General features: G+C 62.8%; 24 protein-coding genes. 16 read left to right on the forward strand and 8 right to left on the reverse strand.

What is annotated here, in order from left to right:
* The first annotated feature begins 1 nt into the window (after nt 1).
* The gene (locus KKY_RS13360; protein ID WP_014131893.1) at nt 2-214 is read left to right on the forward strand and encodes a SlyX family protein; all 213 of its coding nucleotides are present in this window, start codon (nt 2-4) and stop codon (nt 212-214) included.
* Here the strand turns inward: KKY_RS13360 and KKY_RS13365 are convergent, their stop codons facing one another.
* Together KKY_RS13365 and KKY_RS13370 are read right to left on the reverse strand one after the other, a co-directional pair.
* Nucleotides 215-751, reverse strand: a complete 537-nt coding sequence (locus KKY_RS13365) for a thermonuclease family protein (RefSeq protein WP_244404014.1) — start codon at nt 749-751, stop codon at nt 215-217. It abuts the gene before it with no gap.
* 92 nt (nt 752-843) lie between these two features.
* Nucleotides 844-2,319, reverse strand: a complete 1,476-nt coding sequence (locus KKY_RS13370; protein WP_014131895.1) for an NAD-dependent succinate-semialdehyde dehydrogenase — start codon at nt 2,317-2,319, stop codon at nt 844-846.
* Between the two features lie 146 nt (nt 2,320-2,465).
* Here KKY_RS13370 and KKY_RS13375 point away from each other — a divergent pair, with 146 nt between their 5' ends.
* The 3 genes from KKY_RS13375 to KKY_RS13385 all read left to right on the forward strand — a co-directional run bounded on the left by KKY_RS13375 (nt 2,466) and on the right by KKY_RS13385 (nt 4,548).
* The gene (locus tag KKY_RS13375) at nt 2,466-3,248 is read left to right on the forward strand and encodes a GntR family transcriptional regulator (protein WP_014131896.1); all 783 of its coding nucleotides are present in this window, start codon (nt 2,466-2,468) and stop codon (nt 3,246-3,248) included.
* A gap of 80 nt (nt 3,249-3,328) precedes the next feature.
* Nucleotides 3,329-4,237 (forward strand): VOC family protein, encoded by a 909-nt coding sequence (locus KKY_RS13380; RefSeq protein ID WP_014131897.1) that lies wholly within the window; start codon nt 3,329-3,331, stop codon nt 4,235-4,237.
* Between the two features lie 17 nt (nt 4,238-4,254).
* Nucleotides 4,255-4,548: a GNAT family N-acetyltransferase gene (locus tag KKY_RS13385; protein ID WP_014131898.1), complete on the forward strand. Its 294-nt coding sequence runs from the start codon at nt 4,255-4,257 to the stop codon at nt 4,546-4,548.
* A 135-nt stretch (nt 4,549-4,683) separates the two neighbouring features.
* Here the strand turns inward: KKY_RS13385 and KKY_RS13390 are convergent, their stop codons facing one another.
* The 4 genes from KKY_RS13390 to KKY_RS13405 form a co-directional block, all read right to left on the reverse strand.
* The gene (locus KKY_RS13390) at nt 4,684-6,480 is read right to left on the reverse strand and encodes a GGDEF domain-containing protein (RefSeq protein WP_050811712.1); all 1,797 of its coding nucleotides are present in this window, start codon (nt 6,478-6,480) and stop codon (nt 4,684-4,686) included.
* A 76-nt stretch (nt 6,481-6,556) separates the two neighbouring features.
* On the reverse strand, nt 6,557-7,165 hold the full coding sequence (locus KKY_RS13395) for an alpha/beta hydrolase (RefSeq protein ID WP_014131900.1): 609 nt from the start codon (nt 7,163-7,165) through the stop codon (nt 6,557-6,559).
* 3 nt (nt 7,166-7,168) lie between these two features.
* Nucleotides 7,169-8,101, reverse strand: a complete 933-nt coding sequence (locus KKY_RS13400; RefSeq protein ID WP_014131901.1) for a VOC family protein — start codon at nt 8,099-8,101, stop codon at nt 7,169-7,171.
* 127 nt (nt 8,102-8,228) lie between these two features.
* Nucleotides 8,229-8,915, reverse strand: a complete 687-nt coding sequence (locus KKY_RS13405; protein WP_014131902.1) for a helix-turn-helix transcriptional regulator — start codon at nt 8,913-8,915, stop codon at nt 8,229-8,231.
* Between the two features lie 111 nt (nt 8,916-9,026).
* On the opposite strand from KKY_RS13405, the gene KKY_RS13410 reads away from it, so the two are divergent.
* Nucleotides 9,027-9,587, forward strand: a complete 561-nt coding sequence (locus KKY_RS13410; protein ID WP_014131903.1) for a flavin reductase family protein — start codon at nt 9,027-9,029, stop codon at nt 9,585-9,587.
* Here KKY_RS13410 and KKY_RS13415 read toward each other — a convergent pair.
* Entirely contained in the window at nt 9,578-11,425 is a 1,848-nt protein-coding gene (locus KKY_RS13415) for a potassium/proton antiporter (RefSeq protein WP_041529453.1), read from the reverse strand. The genes KKY_RS13410 and KKY_RS13415 overlap by 10 nt on opposite strands.
* Nucleotides 11,426-11,691: 266 nt before the next feature.
* On the opposite strand from KKY_RS13415, the gene KKY_RS13420 reads away from it, so the two are divergent.
* Genes KKY_RS13420 through KKY_RS13430 form a run of 3 tightly spaced genes read left to right on the forward strand, consistent with a single transcriptional unit; the run spans nt 11,692 to nt 14,152 of the window.
* On the forward strand, nt 11,692-12,516 hold the full coding sequence (locus KKY_RS13420; RefSeq protein WP_148264180.1) for an ABC transporter substrate-binding protein: 825 nt from the start codon (nt 11,692-11,694) through the stop codon (nt 12,514-12,516).
* Nucleotides 12,513-13,406, forward strand: a complete 894-nt coding sequence (locus KKY_RS13425) for an amino acid ABC transporter permease (RefSeq protein WP_014131906.1) — start codon at nt 12,513-12,515, stop codon at nt 13,404-13,406. The genes KKY_RS13420 and KKY_RS13425 overlap by 4 nt, the downstream gene beginning before the upstream one ends.
* Nucleotides 13,403-14,152, forward strand: a complete 750-nt coding sequence (locus tag KKY_RS13430; protein ID WP_014131907.1) for an amino acid ABC transporter ATP-binding protein — start codon at nt 13,403-13,405, stop codon at nt 14,150-14,152. Before KKY_RS13425 ends, KKY_RS13430 begins: the two co-directional genes overlap by 4 nt.
* Here the strand turns inward: KKY_RS13430 and KKY_RS13435 are convergent.
* The gene (locus tag KKY_RS13435) at nt 14,149-14,721 is read right to left on the reverse strand and encodes a TetR/AcrR family transcriptional regulator (RefSeq protein WP_014131908.1); all 573 of its coding nucleotides are present in this window, start codon (nt 14,719-14,721) and stop codon (nt 14,149-14,151) included. The genes KKY_RS13430 and KKY_RS13435 overlap by 4 nt on opposite strands.
* A gap of 155 nt (nt 14,722-14,876) precedes the next feature.
* Here KKY_RS13435 and KKY_RS13440 point away from each other — a divergent pair, with 155 nt between their 5' ends.
* The 8 genes from KKY_RS13440 to KKY_RS13475 all read left to right on the forward strand — a co-directional run bounded on the left by KKY_RS13440 (nt 14,877) and on the right by KKY_RS13475 (nt 23,655).
* Nucleotides 14,877-15,743 (forward strand): metallophosphoesterase, encoded by an 867-nt coding sequence (locus KKY_RS13440; RefSeq protein ID WP_014131909.1) that lies wholly within the window; start codon nt 14,877-14,879, stop codon nt 15,741-15,743.
* 11 nt (nt 15,744-15,754) lie between these two features.
* A complete protein-coding gene (locus KKY_RS13445; RefSeq protein ID WP_014131910.1) occupies nt 15,755-17,056 on the forward strand; it encodes an ABC transporter substrate-binding protein in 1,302 nt (433 codons plus the stop codon).
* Between the two features lie 82 nt (nt 17,057-17,138).
* Nucleotides 17,139-18,443, forward strand: coding sequence for an ABC transporter substrate-binding protein (locus KKY_RS13450; protein WP_014131911.1), 1,305 nt, complete (start codon nt 17,139-17,141; stop codon nt 18,441-18,443).
* A 65-nt stretch (nt 18,444-18,508) separates the two neighbouring features.
* Nucleotides 18,509-19,453: a carbohydrate ABC transporter permease gene (locus KKY_RS13455; protein WP_014131912.1), complete on the forward strand. Its 945-nt coding sequence runs from the start codon at nt 18,509-18,511 to the stop codon at nt 19,451-19,453.
* The gene (locus KKY_RS13460) at nt 19,443-20,327 is read left to right on the forward strand and encodes a carbohydrate ABC transporter permease (protein ID WP_014131913.1); all 885 of its coding nucleotides are present in this window, start codon (nt 19,443-19,445) and stop codon (nt 20,325-20,327) included. The genes KKY_RS13455 and KKY_RS13460 overlap by 11 nt, the downstream gene beginning before the upstream one ends.
* A gap of 1 nt (nt 20,328) precedes the next feature.
* A complete protein-coding gene (locus KKY_RS13465; protein ID WP_014131914.1) occupies nt 20,329-21,063 on the forward strand; it encodes a tyrosine-protein phosphatase in 735 nt (244 codons plus the stop codon).
* A 1-nt stretch (nt 21,064) separates the two neighbouring features.
* Nucleotides 21,065-22,177: a sn-glycerol-3-phosphate ABC transporter ATP-binding protein UgpC gene (gene ugpC, locus KKY_RS13470; protein WP_014131915.1), complete on the forward strand. Its 1,113-nt coding sequence runs from the start codon at nt 21,065-21,067 to the stop codon at nt 22,175-22,177.
* A gap of 314 nt (nt 22,178-22,491) precedes the next feature.
* Nucleotides 22,492-23,655, forward strand: a complete 1,164-nt coding sequence (locus tag KKY_RS13475) for a tyrosine-type recombinase/integrase (protein WP_014131916.1) — start codon at nt 22,492-22,494, stop codon at nt 23,653-23,655.
* Nucleotides 23,656-23,699 lie beyond the last annotated feature (44 nt).

Consider the following 23,699-nt stretch of genomic DNA (forward strand, 5'->3'; position numbering starts at 1 on the left):
AATGGCCGACAACCAGGAACAGCGGCTCATCGCCCTCGAAGAGCGCCTCGCGCATCAGGATCGGACCATCGAGGAATTGAGCGCCGTCATCACCGGCCAGTGGCGCGAAATCGACAGGCTCAAGCGCCAGCTTGCCATGATCGACGATCAGATCGCCGCCGTCGAACAGCTTGCCCGCACCGGCAAGGCCGAGCCCCCTCCGCCTCACTATTGATTAGCCGCACCAGCTTTGGCGCGCGCCGCCCCAGGGCCGCGCCAGGCCCTCGGCAACCAGCATCATGCCCAGCGATTGCCCGTCGCGTTCGAGTACGCGCAGCTTGCGCCCATACATGTCCTCGTCGCGATGGTCCCAGAGCGCCATGGTGAACCCGCCCCCATTGACCAGTTCGAGCATCCGCAGCGTCGCGCGATCCCCGAGCGCCTTTTCCTCGGCGCAGCCATAGTCCCGCACTTCGGGCGTATCGATATCGGCAATCCTTATCGATTGCCCCTCGATCCGGATCGTGTCCCCATCGATGACGCAAGTGCCCCCGCTCCCCGCGCACAGCGAAAAATGGCGCGCGACAGTCTCATGGCCAGAGGCGACCTCGGGCATTTCGAACCCGGGAATTTCGACATAGCCCCGCTCGATGGCCACCCAGCCCAGCGCCGCCACCGCAATCAGCGCCACCAGCGGCTCGATCACCATCGGCGCCCGCCGCCGCGGCTGCGCAACAAACCGCGCTCGCCCGAAATTCGCTCTCACCCGCATCGCCGAATCGTCTCCACACCCTCTCGGGCAAACGATAGGCAACAGGTTCTAACGGGCGGTAAGCGCCAAGTCCGGCGCGCTACCGATGGGAATTACACGGCAAGGCAGAGATATTTGATGTCGAGATAATCCTCGATGCCATATTTGGAGCCCTCGCGGCCAAAGCCCGATTGCTTGACCCCGCCGAACGGCGCCACCTCGGTGGAAATCATCCCCGTATTGATCCCGACGATCCCATATTGCAGCGCTTCAGCGACCCTGGTCACTTTCGAGATATCCCTGCCATAGAAATAGGCCGCCAGCCCGAACTCGGTGGCATTGGCCAATTCGATCGCCTCCTCGACGGTCTCGAATTTAAAGACCGGCGCCACAGGACCGAAAATTTCCTCGCGCGCCAGCCTCATCTCCTTTGTCGCGCCGACCAAAAGGGTCGGCGGATAAAAGGTCCTCTCGCCGGTCGCAGAGCCGCCCAGCAGAACATCGGCGCCTTTTTCCCTTGCATCGCCAACCAGTTCCTCGACCTTGCCGACCGCTTTTTCGGTGATGAGCGGGCCCAGCTCGATCCCCTCATCCATGCCATTGCCCAATTTGAGCGCCGCGACCTTGTCCCTGAGCTTGGCCACGAATTCATCGTGGATGCCCGCCTGCACATAGACCCGGTTGGCGCACACGCAGGTCTGCCCCGCATTGCGGAATTTCGATGCAATGGCCCCCTCGACCGCGGCGTCCACATCGGCGTCATCGAAAACGATGAACGGCGCGTTCCCGCCCAGTTCCATGCTCATGCGCTTGATCCCGTCCGCGCATTGGCGCATCAGGATTTTTCCCACATTGGTCGAGCCGGTAAAGCTGATCTTTGCGACCTTGGGGTTGGCGCAAAGCTCCTCCCCGATCGCCGCCGAATCCGTGCCCGGCACGATATTGAGCACCCCGGCGGGAAATCCTGCCCATTCCATGAGCCGCGCGATCGCCAGCGCCGAAAGCGGCGTTTCCGAAGCGGGTTTGGAGACCACCGTACACCCCGCCGCCAGTGCCGGTGCCAGCTTGCGCGCCAGCATGGCGTTGGGGAAGTTCCAGGGCGTGATCACGCCCACGACGCCCACCGGCTGCTTGATGACGGTGATCCTGGTATTGGGCGTGTGCCCGGGGATCGTATCGCCATAGATGCGCCGCGCTTCCTCGGCGAACCATTCGATAAAGCTCGCCCCATACAGGATCTCCCCGCGCGCTTCTTTCCACGGCTTGCCCATTTCGAGCGTCAGGATGGTGGCGAGATCGTCGGCGTTCTCCACCATCAGCCTGTGGAGTTTTTTGAGCAGATCGGCCCGCTCCTTTGCCGATTTCGCGGCCCATGCGGGCTGGGCGGCGTGTGCGGCATCGATCGCCTCGCGCGTCGCATGGGTCGAAAGGTCGGGAATCTGCGCCAGAACTTCACCCGTTGCCGGATTGGCCACCCGAAACACCTTGCCGCGCGAGGAGACCGTGTTCCACTTGCCGTTGATAAAACCGCCGGCTGCAATCAGCCGCGGTTCCTTGAGCCGGTCGGTGAGCGCGGATGTCAGGGTCATGGGGGAGCCTCCCTAAAGGTGTTTTTTGCAATTGAACGCCTCAAACCGCTTCAAGGCAACAGGGACGAAGCAGGGTTGCGGTTTTGCTGGCCAGTTTCAACAAAACTGTTATAATTCCACCCAGTGCCGATTTGACGACGGGCCGAATGGATACCGCCGAAACGACCTATTCCTTTCTTTCCAATTCCACCGAAATCCCGCGCGGCTCCATGGCTGTCAGGGTGGCTGCCCAATTGCGCGGCGCCATCATCGATCTGCGCCTGCCCCCGGGCACAATGCTCGACAAATCCCAGATCTGCGCGCGGCTCGGCGTCTCGCGCTCCCCGGTCGCCGAGGCCTTCGCGCGGCTCGAATCCGAAGGCCTGCTCGACATCCTGCCCCAACGCGGCACCGTCGTTTCCTTCCTGTCATTGGCCGCCATCAAGGAATACATCTTCATCCGCAAGGCCCTTGAAGGCGAAACCGTTCGCATGCTCGCCTCGCGCCGCCCGCCCGACCTTATCGACCGGCTCGAGGCCAATGTCGCGGCCCAGCGCGAGAGCGCCCGCAACGAGGACAGGGAAACCTTCCACCGTCTCGACCTCCAGTTCCACGAGGAGCTTCTGGGCGCCCTCGACTACAGGCGCATGAAAGCCGTCGTCGATACCGCCCGCAACAATCTCGACCGTGCCCGGCAGATGACCAACACCATCCGCCGTATCACCCTCGGCATCGAGGAACATGCCGATATCGTCGCCGCCATCCGGGCGGCAAAGGCCGAGCGCGCCGTCTCGGCAATGCACAACCACCTCGACGGCATGATCAGCGAGACCGAGGTTCTGGCCGCCCGCCACCCTGAACTGTTCGTGCCTCACCCCGCGGGCCGGAGCGCAGACCAATCCGGCATCATTCGCGATTTGGCAACAATCCGTCGCGTTCCGTCCACTTAATCGGAACGCCCAATGGTCCTATCTTGGCGGCAATGATCGATTGCCACCGCGGCTCGTCCGGCCGCCACGGAGAAAATGCCATGCTAGAGACAAGACCCAGCGTTGCCACCCCGCTTCTGGTTCCCACCACAACACGTCTGGGACAGATCCATATCGCGGTCACCGATCCCGACCGCGCCCTGTCGATCTGGCGCGATGTCGTCGGCCTCACCCTCATTGATCGCAGCCCCGACCGGCTCGAACTGGGCGCAGGCGGCAAGGTGCTGGTCGTGCTCGAAACCGGCGCCAATGCGCCCGTGGCGCCCCACACGGTCGGGCTTTACCATGTCGCGATCCACGTCCCCACGCGCCGCGATTTCGCCCGCGCGCTCAACCGCGCCATCGCCGCCCGCGTGCGCATCTCGCCAACCGACCATCTGGTCTCCGAGGCGCTTTACCTTTGGGATTTCGATGGCAACGGCATCGAGATCACCTATGAAACCCCTTGGCGCGGCAAATTCGTCGAGCATGACGAATTGATGGCCATTACCCCCGAGGGCAAGCCCCATTCGGGCCGTGAGCCCATCGACGTGCCCGGCCTTCTGGCCGAACTCGACGGCGACGATACCCCGTTCGCGCCCATGCCCGAGGGGACCCGCATCGGGCACGTCCACGTCCATGTCGACGATCTCGATACCGCCATGGGCTTTTACCGCGACCAGATCGGGTTTGCCGGCCAGCTTCTCTCGCGCCGCTACGGCATGGGCGATGTCAATCTCGACTATGCCCCCCATATCCTGGCCTTCAACATCTGGGCCGGCCGCAATCCCTCGATGCCCCCTGCCGGGGCCGCCGGACTGCGCTGGTTCGAAATCGTCGTGCCCGATGAAGGAACGCTCTCGGAGATCGCGAAACGGCTCAAGGCAGCCGGCTCGCGCACCGACCCGATCGACTCCGGCATTGAAACCCGCGATCCGGCCGGCAATCGCGTGCGTATCCTTCTGGCCTGACCGCAAAGGAGCCTTCCGTGACCACAGCTCTGGACATCCACCATACGGCGAACGGCGACCATGGGCGCTATTGGGCCGATCTCGGCGACGGCGCCCAGGCCGAAATGACCTATCGGCGCCGTCCCGACAATTCCATCGTCATAACCCACACCGGCGTGCCGCGCGCCTTCGAGGGACGCGGCTTCGCCCTGCAACTGGTCAAGCGCGCCGTCGCCGACGCGCGCCGGGCCAATTTCAAAATCGTTCCCCAATGCCCCTATGTGGCCGTCCAGTTCCGCCGCCATCCCGATTGGAGCGACCTTCTGGCCTAGAGCGCGTCCAGCAAAAGTGGAAACGGTTTTGCGGTTCGGACGCGCGACGAAACAACAACTTAGAGGATTTTCGCGATTCGAAGAAAAGCGGAAATGCTCTTAGAGCCTGTGATACTGAACTGGAAACACCGGGCTCTATATGGCATCGGCGGGGCGGGCGGGCACATCGTCGCTTGAACCCTCGACGTCTTCGCCAATGGTTTCGCCACGCTCGAACAGCACCACCCGGTCTCGGCCTTCCTCCTTGGCCCTGTAGAGCGCCGCATCGGCCATTTCGGTGGCGAGCTCGAGACTGTCGTCCGCCATCACCAGCACGGCTCCGATGCTGATGGTCACGTCCAGTTGCTCGCCGTCAGAAAGCATAACCGGCATTTGCCGCATCATTTCGGTGAGCGCCTCGGCAATCTGGGACAGCGCTTGCGGCGAACAGTCCCGCACCAGGACGATGAATTCGTCCCCGCCCCACCGCGCGCAGACATCCACCCGCCGCAGCGCCGCCTTGAGACGCCGCGCCACCTCGATCACAACCTGGTCGCCCGCCGAATGGCCCGCCGTGTCGTTGACGGTCTTGAAATTGTCGATGTCGATCAGCATCAGCCCGTTGACCCGGCGCGCATCGTCTTCCCGGCGCCGATGCACAGCGAACTTTTCCTCAAAGCCGCGCCGATTGTAGATCTTGGTCAGTGCGTCCAGATTGACCAGCGATTGCAGTTGCTCGGTCCGCTCGCGCACCTGGCTTTCAAGGCTGAGCCGCGCTTCGGTGATGGTGTCTGACATCTCGATCAGCGTCCGCGACAGCCTGCCGATTTCGTCGGCGCTGCGGTCGGGTTCCATGACCGCCCGCTTGCCCCCGCGCAGGGCAACCAGCCCCGCCTCGACCTTTTCGAGCCGCTTCAGCACCGCGATGCGGAAGATCCAGCTCAGCGCCAGCCCAACGGCAACAAGGATGGCGATGGCCGCCAGCCCCACCGGCAGGAAGATGCGCCGGTCGATGATGGTTTGAAGGTCCATCACCGTGATGTTGTACCACCCGATATGATCGAGATAGCCCACCCCGACCAGTCTGGGCATGCCGCCCATGGTCAGCGTTGCCGTGCGGATCTGATCGGGTGCTTCGATGGCGCCATTCATCATGGCGCGCAGCAGCGCCATGTCCTCGATATCGTCAACAAGCGAAAAGATCGTTGTCTTTTCCGCTATGTCCTTGGTGATGGACCGGAAATCGACGAGCGAGGCATCCCGGTGCGCCTGCACCGCTCCGCCCTGGTCCACAAAGATCGATTCGACCCCCGGCTGGGGCAGATCGACCACCTCGCGAATGAAATCGGTCAGGTCGAGCCCCGTGCCCACCATGCCCAGCACTTCGCCATCCCTGTTGACCAGGCAGTTGATCCAGACCTTGGTGAGCCTGAGCACCTCGTCCACATTGACGTTGAGATGGCACCCCTCACGCCGCGCCCGCGTCGCATAATACCAGGCATCGCGCTGCAGCGAAGGCTGCAAGGTGTAGCTGTAAGGATCGTCGCCGAAACTGTCCTGGGCATCGTTGAAATAGTAATTGCCCGAAGCGTTGACGACCAGAAAGACGCTCTGGTCGGTAAACGCGGTCCGGTAGTGCTCCATTTCGGCCAGCCCGCGCGCCTTACGGTCGGGGTCATGCTCGTCGGCGAACCAGTCAACCATGGCCGGCGAACGGCTCAGCGCCTCGGCCAGCGAAATTTCCCGGCTGAGCGCCGCCATGCCGCGATAGCGGTCATACTGGACCTGCCGCTCGGCGATCATCGTGCCAAATTGCAGCGTCAGGGAATCGATGATGCGGTAAAGGGTCAGCCATCCGGCAAGACCCACAAGAACAAGCGCCGCCAGCACGAGCCACAGCACCCGCGTACGCAAGCTCGGTCCGGCCAATCGGCCAATAAGCGATCTCACCATCGCCAGCCCCCAAAAAATGCCGGCGCACTCATGCGCCGGCACTTTCAAACCCTATGAGACAGTGGTTTACACCCTGTTAACCGTGATTGTGGCCGCCGAGAAAACCCGCGACAGCCGCCAGTTCGGACTGCACGATTTCGTGACCGCCCTCGTGCCAGACGATCTCGGTTGCCGCCCCCTGCCCGACGAACCAGTCGGCCAGCGACTGGGTGAGGGGAGCCGGGCAGATCGGGTCGCGCCGCCCCGCCGTTATGAGCACGCGGCGCCCTGCGAGCCCTTCGACCGGCTCGGGTTCCCACGGGATCAGCGGATGCATGAGCACTCCCGCATCGATCAGGTCGGGATGGGCCATCATCACTGAAGCAAGGATATTGGCGCCATTGGAATAGCCCAGCCCGATCAGCGGACCGTCCGACGCCAGCCCTTTCAGAAAACCCGCCATCTTCTCGGTCCGCACCGCAAGGTCGTCCATGTCGTAAACGCCCTCCCCGGTCCGCCTGAAATAGCGCAGCGCCCCGCCTTCCGACACATCGCCCCTTATGGCGACGATCCGGGCCCGGGGCAGCAATTGCCGCCCCAGATTGAAGAACTGGTTCTCATCGCCCCCCGTGCCGTGCAGCAGCACGAGCGTTGGCGCATCGGGGCCCTGCCCGGCATGCTCCCTGGTGAAATACGTCTCGCTCATCGGTCAGTCCTTTATGTCCGGCAGATGGGTTTCCAGCCATGCCCGCAAATGCTCGTGCTGGGTCGGCAGCTTGAGCGCTTCGCCCAGATGCGCTGTGTCTTCGTCCTTGTCGAAACCGGGTTCGTTCGTCGCAATCTCGAACAACACCCCGCCCGGCGTGCGGAAATAGATGGCGTAGAAATAGTCGCGGTCGATCACGGGCGTCACCTGATATCCAGTATCGAGCAACGCCTGGCGCACCGCCTTCTGCGCCTCGCGATCGTCGACGGCAAAGGCGATGTGGTGCACCGATCCGGCCCCCAGATCGCCCCGAGGCATGTTGGGCAATGTCTGGAGATCGATAACATCGGCGCCGTTGCCGCCCGGGATCACGAAGCGCTTGATGCCCTTGGAGGTATCGGCATGTTCGTATCCCATGAATTTGAGCAGCTCTTCGGTTGCCCCGCTGTCGCCCAGGCGCAGCGTTGCCCCGGCAAAGCCGCGGATCGCCTCGTCACCGGCAACCGCTCCGCCTGTCCAGGGAGCCCGCTTGTCGTCTTTTGCTTCCACAAGCGCGAAACTGTCGCCATCGACTGCCGTGAACCGCAGCCGCTTTTCCCCGAACGCTTCTTCGGCAATCACCCCATTGACGCCTTTTTCGGCAAACCGTTCCTTCCAGAACGAAAGACTGCCCTCGGGAACCGAAAACACCGTCTCACCCACTTCGCCGGTGCCCGGACGGCCCCTGATGATGTGGGGAAACGGGAAATAGGTCATCACCGACCCCGGCGTTCCCACTTCGTCGCCATAATAAAGATGATAGACCGACGGCTCGTCGAAATTGACGGTCTTTTTCACCCGGCGCAGGCCGAGCGTATCGGTAAAGAACGAATTGTTGGCCTGTCCGTCGCGTGACATCGACGTCACGTGATGAAGGCCCCTGATCTGGTCGAGCATTGTCAAATCTCCGGTTGATGCCCCGTGAGGCTCTGTTGGAGACCAATATAGTCGGCCCACCAGTTCGGATAATCCGGACTATGGTTCATTCATTATTCGATATTGCCGAACGATCAGATACCCCGCTTTAAGCAGCCGATATCCGATACGCACACCGCCGCGCCCCCATCACGATGTGGTCGGTGCGCTCCACCCGTGTATCGGCTCCCAGAACGTCCCGGAAAACCGCCAGTTCGGCCCGGCAGAAATTCTGGCATGCCGTCGCCGCCGCGCAGATCGGGCAGTGGTTTTCATAAAGCACATACCCGCCCTCCCCATCGGCTTCCCAATCGGCCATGTACCCTTCGGCCGAGCGCAGATCGGCCAGCCGCGCCACCCGCTCGCCCAAAGTTGCCGCATCGCTCATCGCCGCGTGATAGACCGATTTGGTGCGCTCCTCGCGCGTATCGATGATCCGCGAAAGCACATCGGGCCCCAACGTGTCGCCCACAATGCCCAGAAGCTCCACGGTCAGCGCCGCATGGGTATCGGGAAACCGCGACTGTCCGGCCCCCGTCAACCGCCAGAACTGGGATGGCCGACCCACCCCGCGCGATTGGCTCCAGCTTTCCACGAGCCCCTCTTCGGACAGCCGCACCAATTGCTGGCGCGCCGCCTCCCCCGAGGTCCCGAGCGCCCGGCCCAGTTCGCCGGCGGTTTTTTCCCCGTGCATCTTGAGATGAAACAGGACACGCTCAGCCGCATTGCGCGGAGACCAGGTTCCGGCCTCGGGCAAGGGAGCAGAATTTTCAATCACCGGTTTGCTGCTTGACATGGCTCCGGAGCGACATTTAGAAAGCACTTACTTGGAAAATACAGAGACCGGGTCGCAAGATCAAGCCCCGCCGGTTTCTCTACACCGATCGGCGCTCCGAACAGCCCTGAAATGACCAAACCGAACATCAAATTTCCGCCGGCCAGCCCGGCCCTTGCCCTCACTCTGGCGGCCCATCCCGCCGCCGTCGACGCCGTGCCCGCGTCCCAGTTCACCGGCGCCATGAGCACGCTGGCCGCCTCGGTCACAGTGGTCACCGCGCGCTCGGGCGACGCCCAATACGGCCGCACGGTCACCGCCATGCTCTCGCTGAGCGCCGAACCGCCCGCAGTCATCGTCTCGATCACCCGTGATACCGAGCTGGCCCGGACCATAGATGAGGCGGGCCGCTTTTCGCTTTCGGTACTGGCACAGGGTCAGGAAGCTGTCGCCGACGCCTTTGCCGGCTGGGGACCGGAGGATCGGTTTTCCGTTGATGACTGGCAGCACTGGCCATCGGGCCAGCCCCTGCTGGCTGGCGCCGTCACCAGCCTCGATTGCGTGCTGGCAGGTGCAATCGTCATGGACACCCACACCCTTTACGCGGGCATCGTCACCCACACGCGTTCCTTCCCCGACCGCGCGCCCCTCATCTGGCAGCGGCGTGGCTACAGGGCGCTCGATCAGTCCTGATCGGCGGACGCCTGTTCCCTGGCCTTTTGAGCCGCGCCCCTTTGCCGCCGCTGGCCCAGTTTTTCGCGCACGAACTCCTTGATCTCGCGCCCGCTCATAAAGACCGGCACGCGCGCCTTTTGCGCGTCCTGGTCGATGGCGAGCCCGGCCTCTGAAACCTCCCCATCGACATCGACTTCCCGCACGATCAATTCGAGCGCCCCGATGGCCACCCGGTCGCCGATTTCCGCGGTCCCGCCCAGCCGCTCGCGCATATATTCGGCAATGGTCTTTTCCAGCGACACATTGGGGCCGATCTGGGCGTCATAGGCCTCCTTGAGCGCTGCCAGGGGGCGGGTGGGGTTGATCTTGAACTCGCCGAAGAAATCCTTGTCGTCGGCCTCCACCTTGGTGGGGCTGGCAAACAGCCTGTCGAGCAGCCGCGTGTAGCGCGGCGCGATGAACATATAGACGTAATCGCCGGCCTTGATCCGCCCGGCATACTGGAAGCGCATGGATTGCCCGTCGCGCACGATCAGCGACGGACGCGCCCAGCGCGGCAGTCTTTCGCCCTCGGCAACCGGGCTCTTGTCCACGACGTGATAGACGATGAGTTCGTGGTTGGCGCTGCCCGGCAGTTCCAGCCCCACGCGCTCGACCGGCCCGATGCGTGGCGGCACGATCAGGCCCAGCCATTGCGCCATCGGCTTGATGGTCCAGCCCTGGATCAAAAGCGAGGTCAAAACGATGATGAACGCGGTGTTGAACAGCACCGAACCGTTTTCGAGCAGCGCGATGAGCGGCAGGATGGCCAGAAGGATCGACACGGCCCCGCGCAGGCCAACCCAGGAAATAAAGGCGATCTCGTCGCGCTGGTACTGGAACGGCAACAGGCACAGCCACACCGCCACTGGCCGGGCAACGAACATCAAGAACAGCGCCAGCGCCACGGCGGGCAACGCCACCTCGGCGAACTGGGACGGGCTCGCCAGAAGCCCCAAAATGAGAAACATGACGATCTGGGCAAGCCAGGTCATCCCGTCCTGGAAGCGCACCAGCGTCGCGCGGGCCCGCACCCGGCGATTGCCCGCCACAAGACCGGCCACATAGGCCGCAAGCGCGCCCGACCCCCCGAGCAGTCCGGTAAAGGCGAACAGCAGCACGGCCATGCCAAGAACGATGATGGGATAGAGAGCGCCTTCGAGTTCGACCCTGTTGATGATGAAGACGATGGCCGCGCCCCCCGCGATTCCCAGCGCCACGCCGAGCCCCATCTGCAACCCGAAACCGACGATGAATTCGTGGGTGAACCCGGTGATCCCCGCGCCCGAAGCCAGCAGCTCAACGAGCATGATGGTCAGAAAGATCGCCATCGGATCGTTCGAGCCCGACTCCACTTCCAGCGTGGACCGCACCTTGTCGCGAATGGTGATCCCGCCCACCCGCAAAAGGAAGAACACCGCCGCCGCGTCCGTCGAGGAAACGATCGCGCCCATCAACAGACCTTCGGCCCAGCTCAGGCCGAACAACAGGCGTGCCGCCATGCCGACCACCGCCGTGGTCAGGAGCACCCCTATGGTCGCCAGAACGATCGATGGCGCGGCGGCCTGCCGGAACGATTTCAGAGACGTTCCGAACCCCGAATCGAAAAGGATCACCGCCAGCGCCAGCGAACCCACGAAATAGGCCGTATTGACGTCGGAAAATTCGATACCGAGCCCGTCGCTGCCTGCCCCCAGGCCGATCCCCAGAAACAACAGCAGCAAGGGCGCCCCGAAGCGGAACGCGACGAGACTGGTAAAAACCGAAACAACAATGAGCGCCGCGCCCACGAGGAGCAGCGGATAAATCCAGTCGATCATCCCCAAATGACCTGTCTAAAAATGTTTGGCAGCCGGCCGGACCGGCCGCGGAGGTATAGGAATTAATAGCGACAATGATTACGGCGCCAATGCGTCACGTCCACCCCCACGGAGGCAAAAAAACGCTTTCGCGGCAAAAAATTAGCCGGTCCTTGCCCGGATTTGCCGCCGACATGGATCGACAGGGCCTTGCGCCGCTTGGCCCGCCCGATAATATCGAAATCCCCGGACTTTTTCTCCCTGGACGCTGGAGGTCCTCGATCATGTCGATAAAAATCTCATTGCTAAGCAGTCTGGCCGTGGCGGCAACGCTTGCTTTCGGAACGGCCCACGCTCAGGACAACACGCCGGACGATCCCCGGCTGTTCACCCCCGGCCAGCTCACCGTTGCGACGTCCGATCCGGTCTTTCCGCCCTGGATGATGGACAACGACCCCTCCAATGGCGAGGGTTTTGAAAGCGCTTTCGTTTATGCGCTGGCCGAAAAGATGGGCTTTGCGCCCGATGATGTCGTCTGGGTGCGCGAAACCTTCGATCAGGCCATAGCCCCCGGCGCCAAGAATTACGATTTCGGCATCCAGCAGATTTCGGTCACCGAGGACCGTGCCCAGATCGCCACCTTCTCGGACGTTTATTCCCAGCCGCAAAAAGCCGTCGTCGCCATGCCCGGCTCGGCGGTCGAACAGGCGTCGAGCTTTGCCGATCTGCTTCAGGTGCGCTGGGGCGTGATGATCGGCACCACCGATCTCGACTATGTCGAACAGATCATCGGGGTTGACGAACCCGCCGTCTATAACGACCAGGTCGGCCTGTTCCAGGCCCTTCAGGGCAACCAGATCGACGCCGTGGCCACCGAACTGCCAACCGCGCTTTATCTCACCGCCGTTCAGGTGCCCGACGCCACCATCGCCGCAATCCTGCCCCCCGACGAAAACGACTACGGTCACGGCCTGATCTTCGAGCAGGGCAACGACCTTGTCGAATGGGTCAATGAGGCGATTGCCGAGTTGCAATCGGAAGGCGTGATCGACGCGCTGGTCGCCCAATATCTGATCGCCGATCCCGACCTGCCGGTCATCACCGAATGAGTTCTGGACTGCCGCCGCAAGGCAATATTTCAGGCGCGGCTCCCGAAACGGAGCCGCGTCGCCCGCTTCCCCCGGCCAAAAAGAAGCTGAGCGCACGGGACCGCTACCTGCCCGCGCTCATTTCGGTCGCCATGATCGTCGCTGTGTTCGGCTTCGCGGGCTATGCCGTGACCTCCGCCGAGCAATGGCCACGCATCGCGCGGCAGTTTTTCGATCTCGGCGCCATGGCGGCGTCCTTCCCGCAAGTGCTGCGCGGCTTCTGGCTCAACATCCAGGTCTGGGCGATCTGCCTGTTCGCCATCATGGCGTGGGGGCTGGTGCTTGCCCTGTTCCGTTCGCTGACCGGACCATGGTTCGCGCCGCTGCGGGTGTTTACCATCGTCTATATCGATCTGTTCCGCGGCCTGCCGGTCCTGCTGCTCGTTTTGATCTTCGGCTTCGGCATTCCCGCGCTCAACCTGCCCGGCCTGCCCAATTCCGCGCTGTTCTGGGGTGCCACGGCCATGGTCATCTCCTACGCCGCCTATTCGGCCGAAATCTACCGCTCGGGCATCGAGGCCGTCCATGACGGCCAGAGTGCTGCCGCGAGAGCCCTTGGCCTCTCCCAATGGCAGACCATGCGCTACGCCATCCTGCCCCAGGCCATCCGCAACGTCATGCCCGTCCTTCTGAATCTCGCCGTCGCGCTGCAAAAGGATGTGGCGCTGCTCTCGGTCATCGGCGTGCGCGACGCGGTGCGCGAAGCCCAGATCTACACCGCCCAGACCTTCAACTATTCCTCGCTGATCGCCGCTGCTTTGCTGTTTCTGGTTGCGACAATTCCCATGGCCCGCCTTACCGACTACCTGACCAAAAAGGACCGCCAGCGCCGTCTCCAGGGGGCCTCGTGACCAACGACCGCATAACCATCTCCGGGCTCACCAAATATTACGGCGAGACCCTCGTTCTCGACGACGTCAATCTTTCGATAGCGCCCCACGAGGTGGTCTGCCTGATCGGCGCGTCCGGCTCGGGCAAATCCACCCTCCTGCGCTGCATCAACAGGCTGACCGAGTTCGATTACGGCACCATCGCTTTGGACGGCATCTCCCTCGACGATCCCTCATGGGGCCGCAACGGGGTCTATCGCAGGATCGGCATCGTCTTTCAGTCCTACAACCTCTTTCCCCATATGAGCGTGATGGAAAACATCACCCTCGCCCCCCTCAAGGTCCACGGCACGCCCCGATCGGAGGCGATGGGAACGGCCCGCGAACTGCTTGCCGCCTTCGGCATGGCCGAGTTCGAAAACGCCTATCCCGAACAACTCTCGGGCGGCCAGCAACAGCGCGTCGCCATCGTGCGCGCTTTGGCCACCCAGCCCGAAGTGATGCTGTTTGACGAAGTGACCGCCGCGCTCGATCCCGAACTGGTCGGCGAAGTGCTCGCCATCATCCGCAGGCTCAAATCGGACGGCATGACAATGGTCATCGTCACCCACGAAATGGGTTTCGCCCGCGACGTCGCCGACCGCGTCTGCTTTCTCGACGGCGGCCGCATCGTTGAGGAGGCCGAGCCCAGGACCCTCTTTTCGAACCCCCAGAACCCGCGCACCCGCAAATTCCTGCAACGGATCATCGAGGCCGGACGGCTTTAATCCTTCGCCACCGCCTTCCAGCACATATCCGCGATCCAGGCATATTCGCTCTCATCGATCGGTGTCGGATCGAGCCGGCGCCGCTTGATCGTGTGGCGGATGGCCCCGCGCACGAAGCTCCCCAAAAGATAGGCCCGCCCCTCGCGCACCACCCCCGCTTCCCGCGCCCCTTCAAAAAGCCCGCGCGTATAATCGACGAACCCCGAAAAGGTCGCCGCGATCTCGGTAAGGCTTAGTGCGGGAGAATTGTCGAGATATTCAAACAGCTTGGCCCGTTCGGCATCGGCCGCGATAAAGTCGATATAACGGCCGATATAATCCTTTATCCGGTCCTCATGACTGGTGGCCTGATCGTGCTCGACCACGACCGCCCGCGACATCTGCTCGCCGACCCGCACATAGACGCCCAGCACCAGCGCGCCCTTTGAGGGAAAGTAATTGTAGAGCGATCCGGTGGCCACGCCCGCCCGCTCGGCAATCGCCGCCATCGAGCACTGCAAGCCGTTTTCCACAATCAATTGAGCCGCAGCATCGAGGATTTTGTCCTTCTTGCCGATCGTTGCTTCCATACTGAATGAACCTTCATTCACCTGTCATGTTCCGACGGTAGCTGTGTTTGCAGCCGGGCACAAGTCTTTCGCCCAAAGCGCGGGGTGCGCGCCGAAAGACGATCGGCTCAAAGCGTCCGAACGGACGCAATGCCATCAACATCAGGACACGCGTCATGACCGATCTCTTCACCTTCGTTCACCTTACCGACCTCCATATCGGCAATCCCGACATTGTCGACGATCACCTGTTTTCCGATACCACGGCCAATCTCAAGGCGTTGCTGGCCGACATCAAGACCCTCGTCCCCCAGCCCAAATTCATCGTCGCCACCGGCGATCTGACCAATCAGGGCGATGCGGGCTCCTACCGCAATCTCAAGACGATCCTCGATGAGGCGGGCCTGGACATCCCCATGTTTTTCGCGCTCGGCAATCACGACAAGCGCGAGGGCTTTTACACCGGCATGCTCGGCCGCACCGAAGACCTCGCCGCCCCGTTCTTTCATGCGCAAGTGATCGACGGCGTCCACCTCATCACGCTCGATTCGAGCACCCCGGGCAAGGTTGGCGGCTCGATCGAACCCGAACAGTTCGCCTGGCTGCAAACCGAACTCGACGCCCATCCCGACCTCCCCAAGCTCATCGCCGTCCACCACGCCCCGGCGCTCGACGAAGACAGGCCCGATATGGAGTGGGAGAGCCTGACCATCGCCGACACCCGCGCGCTCGCCGACCTGCTCGCCGGCCGCAACATCCTGGGCATCCTCTCGGGCCACATCCATTTCGACCGCGTGTCCAACTGGCACGGCATCCCCGTCGTCGTCGGCATCGGCACCCACGCCGCCACCGACGTCACCTATCTCCATGAAGGCATGCGCATGGTCGAAGGCGCCTCGCTCGCGCTCGGCACAATCCGCCCCTCGGGGCTGACCATTTCCTTTGTACCCCAGCCCTCGCAACGCCGCGAACTCCACAGCTTCACCTTTGCGGGCATGGCCGAAATGCTCCGCAAATACGAAGCCACCCAGGCCGCCGAATAAGGACGCTCGAGATGAACCGCAGAACCCTCCTCCTGGCCGCCTCGGCCACCCTCGTTCTGGCGGGCGCATTGCCCGCCGCCGCCCAGACCATTCCCTCGACCATCGACGAGCCGGTCACCATCACGTTTTACAACTACAATCTGGGCTCGGCCGGCATCGGCGCGGACGCAACCCGCAAGCTGATCGCCGAGTTCATGGAAGCCAACCCCAACGTCACCGTTGAGGGTATCGGTGCCGGGGCCGCCGATTTCCAGGCCCGCGTCCAGGCCGATCTGGCCGCCGGACAGCCCGTCGACCTCGTCCAGATGGTGTTTTCCGACCTCGATTTCACAGCAAACAATTTCGGCGCCGTGGCGCTCGAAGACATCGTGCCCGCCGACGAACTGGACAGCCATTTCGAGGGCATGGTGCCCAACGGGCTCGATCTGGGCCGGCTCAATGGCAAGACCTATTCGCTCGCCTATACCTTCTCGACCCCGGTGCTGTTCTACAACGCCGATATCTTCCGCGCCGCCGGTCTCGATCCCGACCAGCCCCCCAGGACGTGGGACGAAGTGCTCCAGACCGCTCTGGCCATCCAGGAAAACACCGACAAGACGGGCTTTGCCGCCGGCATCTTCGGCCCCAGCGCCATGGATTGGCTCTTCCAGGGCGTGGTCCGCTCCAATGGCGGCGAGGTCCTCTCGCGTGACCGCACGACGCTCAAATTCGCCGAGCCCGAGGCCGTCGAGGCCGTGCAGATGCTGCGCGACATGTATGACGCGGGCGCCTTCGACCCCCTCGACATCACCGCGGCCCTCGAAGGCATGTCGGCCGGCAATATCGGCATGTACCTCCAGACCAGTGCCGTACAGGGTGCAATGGTGGCCGGCGCACAAGGCAATTTCGAATTGCGCGCCTCGACGATGCCCAGCTTCGGCGACAAGCCGGTGCGGCCCAACAATTCGGGCAGCGGGCTGACCATTCTGGCCCAGGACCCTCTCAAGCAGCGCGCCGCCTGGGAGCTGATGAAGTTCCTCACCTCCGAACACGGCTACACGATCATCACCTCGGAAATCGGCTATCTGCCGCTTCGCCCGGCCATCGTGGATGATCCGCGCTACCTCAAGGATTGGGTGGAAGAACACCCCCTCATCCAGCCCAATCTCGACCAGCTCGCCATTCTCGAGCCCTGGGATTCGATGCCCGGCCCCAATTATCGCCAGATCGTGAGCCTGATGATGGATGCCGCCGAAATGGCCGTCTATGGCGGCGTCGATGTCGAGGCAACGCTGGCCGATGCGCAGGCCAACGCCCAGGCCCTGATGCCCTGATCCCCCGGCCGGCGGCAACCCCCGCCGGCCTCCCTTCCCCTTGTCTATGGGCGCCACCGCGCGGCCCGGAAAAGGACATTCCATGCTGCCCCGTTCAGCCATTGCCGCCCTTGCCGTTTCAACAGCGTTTCTCGCAACGTCCGTCTGGGCCCAGTCGATGCCCGCCACTGTCGATCAGCCCGTCGAAATCACCTATTACAACTATAACCTCGCCTCCACCGGCATCGGCGCCGAAGCCACCCGGTCCATGATCGAGCAATTCGAGGCGGCCAATCCCAATATCTCCGTCAACGCCGTGCCGGTTCAATCGACCGAAATGGTGTCGCGCACCCAGGCCGATCTTGCCGCCGGCATCGGCCCGGACGTCACCCAGACCGTGTTCGACGATCTGGCCTATACGATCGACAATTTCGGCGCCGTCGCCCTCGAAGACATCGTCCCCGCCGACGAGCTGGCCGCCCATTTCGACGGCATGTCGGAAAACGGGCTCGATCTGGGGCGCCTCAACGGCAAGACCTATGCGCTCGCTTATACCTTCTCGACCCCGGTCCTGTTCTACAACGCCGACCTCTTCCGCGCCGCCGGGCTCGATCCCGACCAGCCGCCCGCTACATGGGACGCGCTGCGCGAGGCCGGGCTCGCCATTGCCGAACAGACCGATGCCAGCCCCTTTGAAGCGGCCATCGTCGGGGCCGGTTCGGGGGGCGATGACTGGGTGCTGCAAAGCGTCATCCTCTCAAACGGCGGCCGCACGCTCTCTGAGGACCGCACGACGCTCACCTTTGCCGAACCTCAAGCGGTCGAGGCTGTCCAGATGATGCGCGACCTTCACGACGCCGGCGTTTACGGCGCCACCGATCTGGGCTCGTCCATGGAATCCATGGCCTCTGGCCAATTGGCCATGTACCTCACCTCCTCGGTGCTCCAAGCCTACCTCATCGCCGGCTCGGACGGAAAATTCGAGCTGCGCTCGGCCGCCATGCCCGGCTTTGGCGATCGTCCCGCCTCCCCCACAAATTCGGGCTCGGGTCTGGTCATCCACACCGCCGATCCGCTCAAGCAGCGCGCCGCCTGGGAATTGATGAAATTCATGACCTCGCGCGAGGCCTATACCATCATCACCTCCCAGATCGGCTACGTGCCCCTGCGCACCGACATCGTCACCGATCCCGCCTATCTGGGCGATTGGGTCGCCGACCATCCCCTGGTCCAGCCCAATCTCGACCAGCTCGAACGGCTCGAACCCTGGGTCGCCTATCCCGGCCCCAATTACCGCCAGATCAATTCGCTGATGATGGATGCGATGGAAATGGCCGTCTTCGGCGGCGCCGACGTCGAGGCCACGCTGGCCGATGCCCAGGCCAACGCCCAATCCCTGATGCCCTGATCCCCCGGCCGCGAGGACCAGTTCCTCGCGGCCATCCCTTTTTTACGATTTCGCGGTGCTCGCTCATGGCCGACATCTCAGCAAATACCCCCCTTACGCTTGCAAGGCGCAAGCGACGCCTCAAGGCCGATGATCGCTATGTCATCGCGCCCTGGCTCTATCTTCTGCCCGCCGCGCTCGGGCTTGCCATCTGGGTTTATTGGCCGCTCATCGATGCCTTCAGGCTCAGCCTTTACCAATGGAACATGCTGCCCACCACGGCGCCGCAATTCGTCGGCCTGTCCAATTTTTCCAACATCTTCGCCCTGCCCAAATTCTGGCAGGCCGTGCGCAACACCGGCATCTACGTTTTGGGCCTGCTGCCACTGGCCGTCATCGTCCCGCTGGCCATCGCGATTTACACCCATGATCTGCCCGACCGGGCGCGCAACATCTATCGCGCCATAATCTTCGTGCCCATGATCATCGCTCCGGTCGTGGCCGCCGCCGTCTGGCGCTGGCTGCTCGATCCCGGCCACGGCATGGTCAATCAGGCCATCACGGGACTGGGCGGCGAGCCCGTGCGCTTCCTGGGCGATCCCGCCATCGCCATCTGGACAATCATCGTTCTCACCGGCTGGAAACTGATCGGATTTTCAACGCTGATCCTTTCGGCCGCCAACGCCAACATCAATCCCTCGCTGATCGAAGCCGCCCGCATGGATGGCGCTTCGAAATGGGAGATCATCCGCGACATCCGGCTCCCCCTCCTCATGAACACGGTGCTGTTCCTTGTGATGATGACCATCCTCCTGGGCGCCCAATGGAGCTTTTCCTACATCAACGTTTTGACCGGCGGCGGACCTTTGGGCGCCACCACCAACATCTTCTACGTGCTCTGGGAGTTCGGTTTTTCCTCGATGTCGGTCGGCTGGAGTTCGGCCGCCGCCGTCATCTTGTTCCTCGGCTTCGGCGCGCTGGCCTTCGTGCTGTTCCGCCTCATCGAGAGGTATTCCTTCTATGACAACTGATACGATGATTTCCCCGCTTGCCCTGCCCGCTGCCCGGCGCCGCCGCGCCAGCCGGTCCGTCGTCTCGCGCCGGCTCAACACCGGCCTCGGCCATGCGCTCATGGCCGTGCTGTCGCTGTTCTGTCTGTTTCCGGTCTATTGGATGGTCGTCACCTCCCTGCGACCCGCCAACCAGATCTTCGAGACCGCGCTGGTGCCCACCTCGGCCTCGCTCGACAACTACATCTATGCGCTCAACGCCATTCCCGTGCTCCAGATGCTCTGGAACACGCTCCTGGTCTCGGTCATCGTCACAATCATCCAGCTCGTCACCGGCCTTTTCGCGGCCTATGCCTTCGCGCGCTGGCGCTTTCCGTTCGACAAGCTCGTCTATTCGCTGATCGCGCTCACCTGGCTGGTGCCCTTTCAGGTGGTGATGATCCCCAACTACCTGATCGTTGCCCGGCTCGGCCTGCTCGATTCCCTGCCCGCGCTGATCCTGCCCAATGTGGCCTCGGCACTGGCGGTGATGTTGCTCTACCAGACAATGCGCTCGTTCCCCAAGGAGGTGATCGAGGCCGCCCGCATGGATGGCGCCCGCAGCTGGCGCATCCTGTGGGACGTGCTCGCCCCCAATCTCACCGGCATCCTCGCCTCGCTCGCCATTCTCATCTTCATTTCGACCTGGAACGATTATTTCTGGCCCCTGCTACTCACCCGCTCGGCTGAAAACAGCGTCATCCAGATCGGCATCCAGATGTTCATGTCGTCCGAAGGCACCCAATGGGGCCCGCTCATGGCCGCCTCCACAATGGCCAGCCTTCCCGTGCTCGCCATCTATATCGCCCTGCAGCGCCAGGTCATCCAGTCCTTCATGAAATCAGGAATACGCTAAGATGAATTCCCCTCTCACCCGCTCGATCCCCGTCAAGGGTGCCTACAATGTCCGCGATCTGGGCGGCTACCCCATCGCCGACAGCGAAACCCTGTGGCGCCGCGTGCTGCGCGCCGATGCCCTGCACCGGCTCGACGCCGACGACGTCGCCCTGCTCATCGACGCCGGCGTTGCGACAGTCATCGATCTGCGCCACGACAATGAATTGGCCGAACAGCCCAACCCGCTCGCCGGCCATCCCGCCATCAGCTACCACAACGTCTCCCTGTTCGCCGATCTCGCCCCGACCGTCACGCCCGGCGAAGACGCTCTGCTCGCCCTCTATCTCAAGGCGCTCGATGAACGCGGCGAAACCATCGCCCGCGTCCTCACCCTGATCGCCGAGGCGAAAGATGGCGCGGTCCTGTTCCATTGCACCGCCGGCAAGGACCGCACCGGGGTCATCGCCGCCCTGCTGTTGACAATCGCCGGCGTCGAAACCGCCTTGATTGTCGAAGATTACGCGCTCACCGCCCAGATGATCGAACCCATGATCGACGAGCTTGTCGAAGGCGCCCGCGCCCGCGGCATCGATCCGGAGCGCTTCATGCCGTTCCTGGCCTCCGAACCCCAGACCATGGCGCTCACCATCGCCCATATCGAAACCACCCACGGCTCGGTCGCTGCCTATCTGCGGTCCATCGGGCTTTCGGACACCACAATCGCCCGGCTCCGGGCACGCCTTGCGGGAGATTGACATGGCACACCTTTCCATCTCTGACGTCAGGAAATCCTATGACGGAAAACAGGTTCTCCACGGCATCGACATCGGGATCGACAACGGCCAGTTCGTCGTCATCGTCGGCCCCTCGGGCTGCGGCAAGTCCACCCTCCTGCGCATGATCGCCGGACTGGAATCGATCACTTCGGGCGATATTGCCATCGACGACGAAATCATCAACGACATCGATCCCGCCGATCGCGGCTGCGCCATGGTGTTCCAGAACTATGCGCTCTACCCGCATATGACCGTCGCCGAAAATATCGGCTATCCCCTAAAGATCGCCCGCCTCCCAAAGCCCGAGCGCGAGCGCCGCGTCAGCGAAGCCGCGACCATTCTGGGCCTCACCGATTATCTCGACCGCCGCCCCGGCCAGCTCTCGGGCGGCCAGCGCCAGCGCGTCGCCATGGGCCGCGCCATCGTGCGCGAGCCTGCGGTCTTCCTCTTCGACGAGCCCCTCTCCAATCTCGACGCCAAGCTGCGCGTCCAGATGCGCATCGAGATCAAGAAGCTCCACAAGCGCCTCGGCGCCACCTCGATCTTTGTCACCCACGATCAGGTCGAGGCCATGACCCTGGCCGACAAATTGATCGTCATGAACAAGGGCCATGTCGAACAGATCGGCTCCCCGGGCGAGATCTACAAAAACCCCGCCTCGACCTTCGTTGCCCAGTTCATGGGCGCCCCGGCCATGAACATGACCGAGGGCGAACTGCTCGATGCGACCACCCTCGCCCTCGACATCGCCCCCACCCAGCACTTCCGCCTCCCCACGGCGCTCCCCGACAGCCCGGGACGCATCACAATCGGCTGCCGCCCCGAGGCCATCACGCTCTCCAAAAAGGGCACGGGCCTGCCCGCCCAGATCGAACTGATCGAGGAACTCGGCGGCAGCCGCGTCGCCTACTGCGCGCTCGGCGACACCGAATTCGCCGTCGTCGTCGGGCCTGATGCCGAGATCGGAGAAGGCGACATCGTCGGCCTTCATATCCCCACCACCGCCCTGCACCTGTTCCACGCCCAGACCGGCAAGCGCCTCGATCCGGCCCCAGCCCGCAAAAACGCCCGTCTTGAGCAAGCGGTCGCGTAAGCCACAGGCTGGGACAGGCAAAACAAAAGCCCGCCAACCATTACGGTTGAGCGGGCTTTTTGTTTTGGTTGCGGGGGCAGGATTTGAACCTGCGACCTTCAGGTTATGAGAAATAAAACGTCAGTTACGACCACCTACGACGCAGCTTGTATTCTTTCGATCTACTAAGACAAGCTCCTGAAAACGCTTGATTTCCCTTTCATCCTGCCTAACATCGACTTCGATCCCCTACGCCGTGATTTTCCGCCCGCTGCTTCCAGTATGCTTCCACAAAATCCCGGCGATCCATCGATTGAAGGCCAGGATGAAACCCAATGTCCAAGGAAAAGCTGACGAAGCGGACGGTCGATAAGCTGACCGGGCACGACAAGGACTATATCGTCTTTGACAACGATCTGCCAGGTTTCGGCGTTCGGGTCATGCCCAGTGGCCACCGCTATTTCCTCATTCAATATCGGCGTCATGGCCGCACCCGTCGCGTGATGATCGGCCAATTCGGGCCGATCACGGCGGATGAAGCGCGGCGGGAAGCGCTGCGCATGCTCGGCAGTGTTCGGGGCGGCGACGGCGATCCTGCGGCGGCGCGTGATCGGGAGCGCCAGTCAATGACGATGGTGGCGCTCGGCGAGCGGTTCCTGAAAGAGCATGTCGCGGTCAGGTGCAAGCCATCGACACAATATGAATACAAGCGCTCGGTCGAGCTGTTCCTCAACCCTTTCTTTGGCAAGCAACGTGTGCGCAGCGTCACGACGGCCGATGTGGCCGAGCTGCATGGCGGCATGTCGCATATTCCCTATCAGGCCAACCGCACCGTGGGCGTGCTCTCCAAGATGATGAACCTCGCCGAGGTGTGGGGCGTCCGCGACAAGCACTCCAACCCGTGCGATGACATTGCCCATTTCCCCGAGCGCAAGCGTACCCGGTTCCTGTCCGGGAACGAATTGGCGCGGCTCGGCAAGGTGCTTATTCAGGTCGAGCAGGACGGCTCCGAAAGCGCGTATGCCGTGGCCGCGTTTCGCCTCTTACTTCTGACGGGCTGCCGCCTATCTGAAATCCAGAAGCTGAAATGGGCATGGGTCGATCTCGATGAGATGGAAATCCGGCTTCCCGACAGCAAGACCGGAGCGAAGTCGGTCTATCTGGGCGACGCCGCAATCGACGTGTTCAAGAAGGTGCCGAAGGTGGCCGGCAACCCGTTCGTTATTGTCGGCAAGAAGCCCGGCGCATATCTCACGGATATGCAGCGGCCTTGGCGGCGTATCCGCAAGCTGGCCGAGCTCGATGACGTCCGCATCCACGATCTCCGGCACACGTTCGCGTCGGGCGGACTGGTCGTGGGTGAAGGTCTTTCAATGATCGGGAAGCTGCTAGGCCATACGCAAATTCAGACGACGGCGCGGTACGCTCACCTTGCCAATGACCCGATCAAGGCTGCCGCGACCAAGATCGCAAGCCGCCTCGCCGAGGCGCTTGGGTAATCATCCTCGCGGGGGCGATGCGGGGTGTCATTTGGCCCGAATGT

The sequence above is a fragment of the Pelagibacterium halotolerans B2 genome (genome assembly GCF_000230555.1).
In the GTDB taxonomy this organism is placed as follows: Bacteria; Pseudomonadota; Alphaproteobacteria; order Rhizobiales; family Devosiaceae; genus Pelagibacterium; species Pelagibacterium halotolerans.

Bases quoted from the DNA above. Each gene is read 5' to 3' on its own strand.
- KKY_RS13390 (WP_050811712.1), bottom strand. From the start codon at position 6,480: ATGGTGAGATCGCTTATTGGCCGATTGGCCGGACCGAGCTTGCGTACG.
- KKY_RS13465 (WP_014131914.1), top strand. From the start codon at position 20,329: ATGAATTCCCCTCTCACCCGCTCGATCCCCGTCAAGGGTGCCTACAAT.
- KKY_RS13395 (WP_014131900.1), bottom strand. From the start codon at position 7,165: ATGAGCGAGACGTATTTCACCAGGGAGCATGCCGGGCAGGGCCCCGAT.
- KKY_RS13380 (WP_014131897.1), top strand. From the start codon at position 3,329: ATGCTAGAGACAAGACCCAGCGTTGCCACCCCGCTTCTGGTTCCCACC.
- KKY_RS13370 (WP_014131895.1), bottom strand. From the start codon at position 2,319: ATGACCCTGACATCCGCGCTCACCGACCGGCTCAAGGAACCGCGGCTG.
- KKY_RS13440 (WP_014131909.1), top strand. From the start codon at position 14,877: ATGACCGATCTCTTCACCTTCGTTCACCTTACCGACCTCCATATCGGC.
- KKY_RS13475 (WP_014131916.1), top strand. From the start codon at position 22,492: ATGTCCAAGGAAAAGCTGACGAAGCGGACGGTCGATAAGCTGACCGGG.
- KKY_RS13455 (WP_014131912.1), top strand. From the start codon at position 18,509: ATGGCCGACATCTCAGCAAATACCCCCCTTACGCTTGCAAGGCGCAAG.
- KKY_RS13420 (WP_148264180.1), top strand. From the start codon at position 11,692: ATGTCGATAAAAATCTCATTGCTAAGCAGTCTGGCCGTGGCGGCAACG.
- KKY_RS13445 (WP_014131910.1), top strand. From the start codon at position 15,755: ATGAACCGCAGAACCCTCCTCCTGGCCGCCTCGGCCACCCTCGTTCTG.
- KKY_RS13405 (WP_014131902.1), bottom strand. From the start codon at position 8,915: ATGTCAAGCAGCAAACCGGTGATTGAAAATTCTGCTCCCTTGCCCGAG.
- ugpC (WP_014131915.1), top strand. From the start codon at position 21,065: ATGGCACACCTTTCCATCTCTGACGTCAGGAAATCCTATGACGGAAAA.
- KKY_RS13360 (WP_014131893.1), top strand. From the start codon at position 2: ATGGCCGACAACCAGGAACAGCGGCTCATCGCCCTCGAAGAGCGCCTC.
- KKY_RS13460 (WP_014131913.1), top strand. From the start codon at position 19,443: ATGACAACTGATACGATGATTTCCCCGCTTGCCCTGCCCGCTGCCCGG.
- KKY_RS13410 (WP_014131903.1), top strand. From the start codon at position 9,027: ATGACCAAACCGAACATCAAATTTCCGCCGGCCAGCCCGGCCCTTGCC.
- KKY_RS13450 (WP_014131911.1), top strand. From the start codon at position 17,139: ATGCTGCCCCGTTCAGCCATTGCCGCCCTTGCCGTTTCAACAGCGTTT.
- KKY_RS13365 (WP_244404014.1), bottom strand. From the start codon at position 751: ATGCGGGTGAGAGCGAATTTCGGGCGAGCGCGGTTTGTTGCGCAGCCG.
- KKY_RS13375 (WP_014131896.1), top strand. From the start codon at position 2,466: ATGGATACCGCCGAAACGACCTATTCCTTTCTTTCCAATTCCACCGAA.
- KKY_RS13400 (WP_014131901.1), bottom strand. From the start codon at position 8,101: ATGCTCGACCAGATCAGGGGCCTTCATCACGTGACGTCGATGTCACGC.
- KKY_RS13435 (WP_014131908.1), bottom strand. From the start codon at position 14,721: ATGGAAGCAACGATCGGCAAGAAGGACAAAATCCTCGATGCTGCGGCT.
- KKY_RS13425 (WP_014131906.1), top strand. From the start codon at position 12,513: ATGAGTTCTGGACTGCCGCCGCAAGGCAATATTTCAGGCGCGGCTCCC.